This is a genomic window from Caulobacter sp. GW822-FHT01G02, assembly GCF_058802865.1.
Genome location: NZ_JBXAON010000001.1, coordinates 1,182,583 through 1,191,024, shown reverse-complemented (window position 1 = coordinate 1,191,024; position 8,442 = coordinate 1,182,583). Strand labels below are relative to the sequence as shown.

The following is an 8,442-nucleotide window of genomic DNA, read 5'->3' as shown; positions in this document are numbered from 1 at the left end:
GACGAGCTGCTGCCCTGGGCCTGGAAGAGCGGAAATCACGTCAACACCTGACGGACGTGCAGCGGCCGGACGCATACGAGCTTGAAAACGCCCCTACCCCAGCGCCCAACATCTCCCTCCGTAATGTTCCAAAGCGTCCGGCACATCACGGCGACACCTCGCCCGCCGGGAGTGCGAATAGACCGAGGTTCGACGTGCTGCCGCTGTTGGAAGGCGGAGCCGCGAACAGCGGCGACCGCCGCCAGTCGATCCTGGCCGGCCCCATGCTGGGCCCTGCTCTTGTCTCGCCAGCCGCGATCGACCGCTCCACCCGGGCGACATAGGCGATCGTTTCCGGTGGCAACCGCCGCCTTCCGGCGCGCGCGTCTGCGTAGCGCGTCGGCCCCGCATTATAGGCGGCCAGAAAGCCTTCGTAACCGAACTGGTCGAACAGCTGGCGCAGGTAAGCCGCCCCGGCCAGCACGTTGGCGCGCGGGTCGAACGGATCGTCGCCAAGCCCGTGCTGTGCGCTAAGATCGCGCCAGGTCCCCGGCATCAGCTGCATGAGACCCATCGCGCCCTTGGGCGAGATCGCTCGGTAGTCCCCGCCGCTTTCGGCCGAAATGACTGCATCGAGCCAGATCGGAGGCAGCTGAAATCGTGCGGACGCCTCTTCAACGAACCGTGCCACCGGTAAGGGCTCTGCGGCCCAGGCCGCGCCATATCCGAGCGAAGGGTCGACTACCCACAGCGCGAGAGCCAAGACCGCGACAAGGACTCGCTGGCCGGAAAATCGCCCAGGCCACACCCAGGTCCCGGTATGAACAAGAGTGCGGCCGTGCTCGGCGCCGTCAAGGGAAGCGCGCAAGGCGCGCCGGCCTGACAGCCGCCCTTGACCGCGCCTGCGCGCGACCGCCGACATGTCCTCGGCCGGGACGAGGAAAGACTCTGAAGGCCGGCCGAACCAGGAAAGATGAGCGGGGTGAGCCATGTCAGCGCGCCCACGTCCAAAGCGGTGTCAGGCGGCCAACGACGCAACGGCGGGACAGTGGTCCGAAGTAGCGCCCATCGAGGCTTCGACGCTCGGGGTTAAGGAGGAAGACCTCATCGGCCGTCAGGCGCCGACACAGCGGCGCAGGGACGAGCCGGCGGCCCAGCCTGTCGTGGTGCAGCACCTGCGCGACCACCGCTCCATCGATGCGCACCTGGTCGCGCTGTACACAGACCACCTGCCCCTCGGTCGCGGCGATGTGCTTGATCAGCGGCACGTCGAGCGGCAGGTAATGGCGCTCTGCCATCCACCGCGCGAGGCGAGGCGGTGGCCGCACGAGCGCCAAACCACCTGCGCCGGGCCAGCGCTCCTCCAGCCAATAGAACCCCACCGGAACACTCGCGGTGGTGTTGAAGATCAGACGCCGGGTCAATGGCATGACCGCAGGCGCGATCGTCAGCACGCAACCGACGACTGCCGCCGCTAGGAGCCTGGCTCGGCGGCTCATCGCGCCAGCCTCCGGCGCAGCAGCCATGCACGATGGCGCTGCCGCACGTAAGGACGTGGCGCCAGTCCGACCGCGATGCGCGCGCCGACATGCCGCCAATAGTCCGGCGCTACCGTGACGGCCGCCACGCCCACCTGCTCCACGGCGTCGATCGCTTCGAGCACGGCCTGGACTTTGACCCAGCCACTGATGTTCAGCAGGATCTCCGCGCCCGGCGCGACGAAGGGATAGGTGGTGAGGGCCTCGCCTGGCCTGACCGCGCGCAGAACCGCGATGCGGGACTCGATCGTTCCGTACTCGCCGCTGCGCCAGCGCACGAAGGCGAAGACGGCGCCTGGCGCGAACTCGACAACGCGTCGGCGTCGATCAATGATCCTTTCACAAGCAATGCGTCCGAACCGGATCCACCGTTCGATCTGGCCGTCCAGCCAGAGCAATTCGACCTGGGTGTTCATCGGCCGGCTCCATCATCACGCGGGCCGGGCGTCGTGAAAGCGGGCGCTGTTGCGGAATGCCGCTTGGCCGGCGACACGACCTGGGCGTTGGGATCGCTGGTCGATGTGCGCGCCGCACGCTCGGACCAAGCCTGCAGATCGGCCAGGGCGTAAACGACGCGCCCGCCGATCTTGCGATAGATCGGACCTGTTCCGTACGACCGATGCTTCTCCAAGGTGCGGTCGGAAAGACCCAGGAAGCGCGCCGCCTCCGGTGTTCTCAGATGTCGCGGCGGTCCCGCGGCGCCGTTGCTGGTCATGGCGTACCCTCGGCGACGCCCGGATAAGGCCGGCGTCGTTCGGATAGGCTGGCGGGCAAACGGCGATGCGGGGGATGACGAAGACCGCCCCCTCTATTTTCGTCACCTCCTAGAGCCCCCCACGGAGGAGCTTGAGATAGCCGCCCTCCATTAGCGTTCGGCCGGCATGGGCCAGCCTGATGGTCGTGGCGCGCAATGAAGCGGTGCGCCACGCCTCCTCGGCGACGAGGGCTTCGCCGAACAACGCCGCAGCGATCGTCCGGTAACTGTCGCCGCGAAGGCGCCCATCAAGCGCGACGAGGCACCGCGCCAGGCGCATGCGCTGCACGACGGTGAGCCGGGACGCGATTGGTGGGCGCCCCTTCGTGGCGCGATCCAGCGCCTCGGCGGCGCGCACCCGCAGGCCGTAGTCAGCGTCGTAGGCAAGCAGTACCGCCATCGGCCCGGACGCATCCTCGAGCCCGCGCAGCAGTACTTGAAGGCCCGCCGTCAGGCGAATGTGCAGTCCTTCCTCAGCGGCGCGCGACCGGCCTGGTGGCAATTTCAGGACGATCGATCCGCACGGCATAGGATTGGGCGTCAGCGGAACAACGATCCCAGGTGCGATCTCGGGCCGCCAGAACACGTCGGCCTCACCAGAACCAACGTCTGGATCCGCAGGAAACCTCAGCCCCCAGCGCGTATCGATCGCAGCGGATCCGCGCGCGGCGCCGACGGCAAACTCCCGCCGGTAGATCGGATTACGGCGAAGGAATTCCCACGCGAACTGCGGTACCACGAGGTTGGTGTAGGCGCGCCAGCCGCCATCAGCGCTTCCGCCGTGCGGCTGTCTCGATCCCGTCGAAGACGCGAGCGCGGCCATGACGCCATGGCGCCAGAAGCGCCACCAAAGCGCACAGCTTGGCCATTGCTTCCGACATGGAAGAGCTGCTGCAAGTCCCGATGTCGTGGCTTTTTGCGCATTGGATCGCCGACGACGCGTAAGTCGCCGTGCGATGAATGCGCGATCCCCGCGTCAATTTACGCAGGACTAGCGGCGCAACTTCCTGCTCAAAGCAAGCGCGATCATTCTGTCCATCCAGTCGAGGTCGTCAGCGTCCAGAACGGACAGCTTGTCCAAGATCCGAATGAGCGGATCACCCTTTCTTCCCCTGACTGCAAACTCGCCCGCGCCGAAGAAGTCGCGGACGTCCACCTTCAATGCCGCCGCCAACTCCTCCAACGTCTTCAAGCTCGGCGTAATCTCGCCGCGCTCAATCCGTCCGATGGACTCAAGCGCCTTCCCGACCCTGTCGCCAAGCTCAGCTTGCGTGAGACCCGCCAGCTCGCGGTGGTGACGAACCATCGCTCCAATCTGACGGCGCAGTGTCGACATGAATCGAGAAACCCCAGACTTACAAGTCTGGAATGTCAGCCGGACCACCCCCTGTGCTGAGGACGCAGTACATCGTATTTCCGCATTTTACCCCTTCACACGTCGTATCAACTGCGGGATTCTGTGGGGCAATCTCTGGTTGGAAATTTCCGTGGACGGTTCGCTACCCCCAACGCCGAGTTTGGCGGAAGTCAACGCGGCGCTCGAACGACTCTGCCGGCGTCACGACCGCTGGCTGCGCAACAAGCTTCGCGTCCGCTATGGCGCGGCGCTCGCTGACGATCTGGCGCAAGACACCTACCTGCGCGCCGCGCCGTACGAGGTCGCCGGCAAGATCCGCCACCCCAAGGCGTTTCTCATGGAAATCGCCGACAACCTTGCGCGCGACTGGTACCGCAGTCGCCGCCGCGAGATCGGCCCGGACGAGTCCGCTCGGGTGATCGATGGCGCTGCCGAGCATGCCCAGCAGGAGGTCCAGACGAACCTTTCTCGAATCGTGCTGGCCCTGCCGTCTAAGTTGCGCGATGTTTTTGTCCTGACCCACATCGAGGGCCTGTCCTATGCCGATGTCGCAAAGCTCAGGAACATTCCGGTGACGACGGTTCACCATCGCATGCGCGAAGCGCTGGCACTGACACGGCGGGCATTGCGAGAGACGAACGCCTCGTCATGATCGCCAACACGCCAGAAACCGAGCAGCGCGACCTCGAGGCCGCCGACTGGTTCGCGCGCCTGAGCCGCACGCCGATCGAGACCGAGGAGCTGACGCGCTTCCAGCGCTGGAGCCGCGACCCGGCCAATCTGGCTGCATACAACGAGATCGAAGACATCAGCCGGGCCGTGCGGGACCTTCGCGACGACCCGGCCCTGCGCGCGGCGGCGAAAGACGCGCTGGCGCGCTCGCCTGAACGCCCGCGCCGCGCCGTGGCCGCCGATTGGCGCGTCTGGAGCGCGGGCCTGGCCCTGGCCGGGACGATCGGGGCGGCCATCGTCGTGCTCAAGCCGTTCACCGACGAAACGTACAGCACTCGGATCGGCGAGATCTCCAGCCTTCGGCTGGACGATGGGACCCAGGTCCGGCTCAACACCGACAGCAAGCTACGGGTGCGGTTCTCAGGCGGGTTGCGCCGCGTGGAGCTGGTGCGCGGTCAGGCCTACTTCGAAGTCGCGCATGACACCGCGCGTCCGTTCGTGGTCGCCGCTGGCCTCGCCGACGTGCGCGCGGTTGGCACTCAGTTCGATGTGCGGCGCACGGGGGAAGAAGTCCGGGTCGTGCTCGCCCAGGGCCGGGTCGCCGTCACCGGACGGCAGGCGGGGAAGGACAGCTGGACGCTCGCCCCGGGCCAGGGGCTCGTGCTCGGCGGCGCGTCGGGCGCGCCAACCCCAATCACGGTCGACGTCGCGGCGGCCACCAGCTGGCGCACCGGGACCCTCACCTTCCATGGCGCGACCTTGGCCGAAACGGTCGAGGAGTTGAACCGCTACAGCAAGACCAAGATCGTCCTGGAGGACTCCGCGCCGCGAGGCCAGGTCGTCAATGGCGCCTTCCAGGCCGGCGACGTGGCCGAGTTCGTGTCGGCCGCCACCATGCTGTTCGGCTTGAAGGCGACGCCCCTGGAGAACGGCGACATCGCGCTGAGCGCCAAGGCCGCTCCGACGTGACGTCATAATTTTTTCACGAGCCAACTACCCGAGCCCCCCCTGTTGCGCGTCCCCCCTCCACCGCTGACGGCAAGAGCGCCTCGCCAAGACGGCGCCCGTCAGCCTGGGGGATGAGAATGGATAGGTTCCAGGAACTGCTGCTTGGCGGCGCGGCGATGGCGATGCTGGCGGCGGGGCCGGCTTGGGCGGCCGACCCGGCAGAGACCCGCGCGCCGGTGAAAGTCAGCGCGGGCCCGCTCGATGCGGCGATCCTCAGCCTGGCCAGCCAGACCCAGGTCCGGATCCTTTTCTCAGGCGACCTGGTGGCCGGCCGCCGCGCGCCGGCGCTGGAAGGCCGCTATAGCGCCCGGCAGGCGCTGGAGCAGCTTCTGGCCGGCACCGGGATCGAGGCGCGGCAGGCCGGCCGCGGCGTGCTGATCCTGCAGGCCGCTCGCCAGCCTGTGTCCACCGTGCCGCGTCCGGCCGTGCCGATCAGCGATCGGACCAGCACCGCCACAGCGCCACTCAGGCCTTCGACAAGCGCGCGCGACGCCGCGCCGTCCGAGGCCGTCACCGAGCTCTCCGAGATCGTGGTCGGCTCCCATATTCGCGGGGTCAAGGACGGGGCTGCGCCGGTTCTGGTCGTTGACCGCGCTGAGATCGACCGGGCCGGCTACGCCACCGTCGCCGACGCCCTGAGCAACCTTCCGCAGGCGTTTGGCGGCACAACCAGCGACGACGCCAGCACCACCGGATCGGACCCCACCACCACTAACGCCAACCGGGCGACCGCCGTCAATCTGCGAGGCCTGGGCGCGGACGCGACTCTGGTGCTGATCAACGGGCGCCGGATGGCGGGCGCCGGCCTGATGGGCGACTTCGCCGACATCTCCTCCATTCCGCTTGCCGCCGTGGCGAAAATCGAGGTGCTGCTCGATGGGGCCTCGGCGCTCTACGGGTCGGACGCGGTCGGGGGCGTGGTCAACATCGTCATGCGCGACCGCTACGACGGCGCCGAGACCCGAGCGCGGATCGGCGGTTCGACCCGCGGCGATCTTGGCCAAAAGCAGCTGGCCCAGACCTTCGGGCACGGCTGGGGCAGCGGCTCGATCCTGCTCAGCGGCGAATACCAGAGGCGCGACATGCTCATGGCCTCCCGCCGCGCCTACACAGCCGACGCTGATCTGCGGAGCCTCGGCGGCACGGACCACCGGCTCTATTACAGCCAGCCGGCCACGGTCCTGGGGATCGATCCGGTGACGTTCTCGCTCGTGCCGATCTATGCGATCCCAGCCGGTCAGGACGGCACCAACCTCAAGCCCAGCGACTTCCTGCCCGGCCAGCGCAATCTGGCCAACTGGCGCAAACCCATGAGCCTGCTGCCCACCCAGGAGCGCGGCAGCCTCTACGTCGCCGCCACCCAGGACGTGGGCTCGCGCGTCACCTTGACGGCGGACGCACGCTACAGCGATCGGCGCTACACCGACTACTCGGTCGCGCCGCAGACGACGCTGACGGTGGGCCGTAACAACCCCTACTTCGTCTCGCCAAACGGCTCGGCGTCACACTATCTGGCCTACTCGTTCCTCAACGAAACGACGGGCCTCAAGACGGCCGGCAGCGTCCAGAGCCGGGGGCTGTCGCTGGGCGCCAAGGTGCGTCTGCCGGGCGACTGGCGGCTGGACGCCTATGTCCAGCACGCCGAGGAGATCGGCATCAGCCGCTCCACGACGATGCTCAACTCGACCTTTCTGAACGAGGCGCTGGGCAACACCCCCGACAACCCGGCGACGTCCTTCAGCGCCGCCCGCGACGGCTACTTCAACCCCTTCATCGGCACGGGCCGCAACAACCAGACGGTCCTGGACTTCGTGACCTCCGGCTGGGAGACGCGGCGTACGGTCGGTCGCCTGGACACGGCCAGCATGACCGCCGACGGCGCCCTCTTGCGCCTGCCGGCCGGACAGGTCCGGCTGGCGGTCGGCGCCCAGGTGCGCGAGGAGCACCTCAAGACCATCGGCCTGTCGTTCGCCTCGGGCCTCGCGCCGGTCGCCAACTTTTCCCGCTACGGTGATCGCAAGGTCGGCGCCGTCTTCGCCGAGGCGCGTGCGCCGCTGTTTGGACCCGACAACCGGCGACTGGGCCTGGAGCGGCTGGACCTGTCGCTGGCCGTCCGCCGGGAGCATTACGAAGGCGGCGCCACGAGCACCGTGCCCAAGCTCGGCCTGGTCTGGTCGCCGGTACGGGACTGGAGCCTCAAGGCCACCTACGGAGAGTCCTTCCGCGCGCCGTCTCTGGGCGAATTGACCGACGCCCAGCGCGTCACGCCCGTCAACATCAGCGTCGGGTCTGGCACGGTCCTGACCCTGCTGCGCTATGGCGGGAACCCCGATCTGCAGCCGGAGACCGCCAAGTCGTGGACAACGGGCCTGGAGTACGCGCCCGCGGCCAATCCGGATATCCGCCTGAACGCCACCCTGTGGGACACCGCCTTCAAGGGCCGCATCGGCCAGCCGGCGATCAACAACCTCTCCACGGTGCTGACCGCGCCGGACCTGGCGCCGTTTCGCCAGTTCATCAGCCCGACCACGAACCCGGCGGACCTGGCGCTGGTGAAGGACCTGCTCAAGCAGGCTTCAAGCACGGTCGCCGGGCTCTACGCGCCGGAGGCTTATCTCGCCATCGCCGATGCCCGCTACGTCAACACCGGCGATTTTCAGGTCCGGGGCCTGGACCTATCGGGAACCTACGGCCTGCGCGTGGCCAACGATCCCGTGGTGATTTCGGCCAATCTCTCATGGCTGCTGACCTACAAGCGCAAGATCACGGCCGCCGCCCAGAGCGTCGAACTGGCTGGGACGGCTGAAAACCCCGCCGACCTGCGGGCCCGGGTGTCGGCCACCTGGACCCATGGCCCCTACAGCCTCACCGGAAGCCTCAACCACACCGGCGACCTCGCCACGGTCGGTGGTGGTCGCATCGCCGCCCAGACGACCGCCGATCTGGAGATCCAGTACGCGGCGCGGGCCCGGAGCGGTCCCTTCAAGGGCTTGGCGGTGGCGCTCAGCGTCCAGAACCTCTTCGACCGCGATCCGCCGTTCTACGACTCCCCGGTCGGGGTCGGCTATGACCCGGCCAACTATGATCCGGCCGGCCGCGTCGTCGCGCTGCAACTGACCAAGGCCTGGTAGGCC

General features: G+C 67.9%; 9 protein-coding genes. 3 read left to right on the top strand and 6 right to left on the bottom strand.

Annotation, left to right across the window (positions count from 1 at the left end):
• Positions 1-145: 145 nt before the first annotated feature.
• The 6 genes from AC1RNC_RS05535 to AC1RNC_RS05510 form a co-directional block, all read right to left on the bottom strand.
• Complete coding sequence (locus tag AC1RNC_RS05535; RefSeq protein ID WP_492884343.1) at positions 146-970, bottom strand: lytic transglycosylase domain-containing protein; 825 nt, start codon at positions 968-970, stop codon at positions 146-148.
• A 1-nt stretch (position 971) separates the two neighbouring features.
• Entirely contained in the window at positions 972-1,433 is a 462-nt protein-coding gene (locus AC1RNC_RS05530) for a S26 family signal peptidase (RefSeq protein WP_492884341.1), read from the bottom strand.
• A gap of 41 nt (positions 1,434-1,474) precedes the next feature.
• Complete coding sequence (locus AC1RNC_RS05525; RefSeq protein ID WP_492884339.1) at positions 1,475-1,933, bottom strand: DUF2840 domain-containing protein; 459 nt, start codon at positions 1,931-1,933, stop codon at positions 1,475-1,477.
• Positions 1,930-2,232, bottom strand: a complete 303-nt coding sequence (locus AC1RNC_RS05520) for a helix-turn-helix transcriptional regulator (RefSeq protein ID WP_492884337.1) — start codon at positions 2,230-2,232, stop codon at positions 1,930-1,932. The genes AC1RNC_RS05525 and AC1RNC_RS05520 overlap by 4 nt, the downstream gene beginning before the upstream one ends.
• Positions 2,233-2,341: 109 nt before the next feature.
• The gene (locus tag AC1RNC_RS05515; RefSeq protein WP_492884335.1) at positions 2,342-3,094 is read right to left on the bottom strand and encodes a DNA -binding domain-containing protein; all 753 of its coding nucleotides are present in this window, start codon (positions 3,092-3,094) and stop codon (positions 2,342-2,344) included.
• A 168-nt stretch (positions 3,095-3,262) separates the two neighbouring features.
• Positions 3,263-3,607: a helix-turn-helix domain-containing protein gene (locus tag AC1RNC_RS05510; RefSeq protein WP_492884333.1), complete on the bottom strand. Its 345-nt coding sequence runs from the start codon at positions 3,605-3,607 to the stop codon at positions 3,263-3,265.
• A gap of 151 nt (positions 3,608-3,758) precedes the next feature.
• Between AC1RNC_RS05510 and AC1RNC_RS05505 the strand changes: the two genes are divergently transcribed.
• The 3 genes from AC1RNC_RS05505 to AC1RNC_RS05495 all read left to right on the top strand — a co-directional run bounded on the left by AC1RNC_RS05505 (position 3,759) and on the right by AC1RNC_RS05495 (position 8,439).
• Positions 3,759-4,280: an RNA polymerase sigma factor gene (locus AC1RNC_RS05505; RefSeq protein WP_492884331.1), complete on the top strand. Its 522-nt coding sequence runs from the start codon at positions 3,759-3,761 to the stop codon at positions 4,278-4,280.
• Complete coding sequence (locus AC1RNC_RS05500) at positions 4,277-5,269, top strand: FecR family protein (RefSeq protein ID WP_492884330.1); 993 nt, start codon at positions 4,277-4,279, stop codon at positions 5,267-5,269. The genes AC1RNC_RS05505 and AC1RNC_RS05500 overlap by 4 nt, the downstream gene beginning before the upstream one ends.
• Positions 5,270-5,385: 116 nt before the next feature.
• Positions 5,386-8,439, top strand: a complete 3,054-nt coding sequence (locus tag AC1RNC_RS05495; RefSeq protein ID WP_492884329.1) for a TonB-dependent receptor — start codon at positions 5,386-5,388, stop codon at positions 8,437-8,439.
• The last annotated feature ends 3 nt before the right edge of the window (positions 8,440-8,442 follow it).

Excerpts from the sequence above, each read along its gene's own strand:
- AC1RNC_RS05500 (WP_492884330.1), top strand. The coding sequence starts at position 4,277 with ATGATCGCCAACACGCCAGAAACCGAGCAGCGCGACCTCGAGGCCGCC.
- AC1RNC_RS05535 (WP_492884343.1), bottom strand. The coding sequence starts at position 970 with ATGGCTCACCCCGCTCATCTTTCCTGGTTCGGCCGGCCTTCAGAGTCT.
- AC1RNC_RS05510 (WP_492884333.1), bottom strand. The coding sequence starts at position 3,607 with ATGTCGACACTGCGCCGTCAGATTGGAGCGATGGTTCGTCACCACCGC.
- AC1RNC_RS05520 (WP_492884337.1), bottom strand. The coding sequence starts at position 2,232 with ATGACCAGCAACGGCGCCGCGGGACCGCCGCGACATCTGAGAACACCG.
- AC1RNC_RS05515 (WP_492884335.1), bottom strand. The coding sequence starts at position 3,094 with ATGGCCGCGCTCGCGTCTTCGACGGGATCGAGACAGCCGCACGGCGGA.
- AC1RNC_RS05525 (WP_492884339.1), bottom strand. The coding sequence starts at position 1,933 with ATGAACACCCAGGTCGAATTGCTCTGGCTGGACGGCCAGATCGAACGG.
- AC1RNC_RS05495 (WP_492884329.1), top strand. The coding sequence starts at position 5,386 with ATGGATAGGTTCCAGGAACTGCTGCTTGGCGGCGCGGCGATGGCGATG.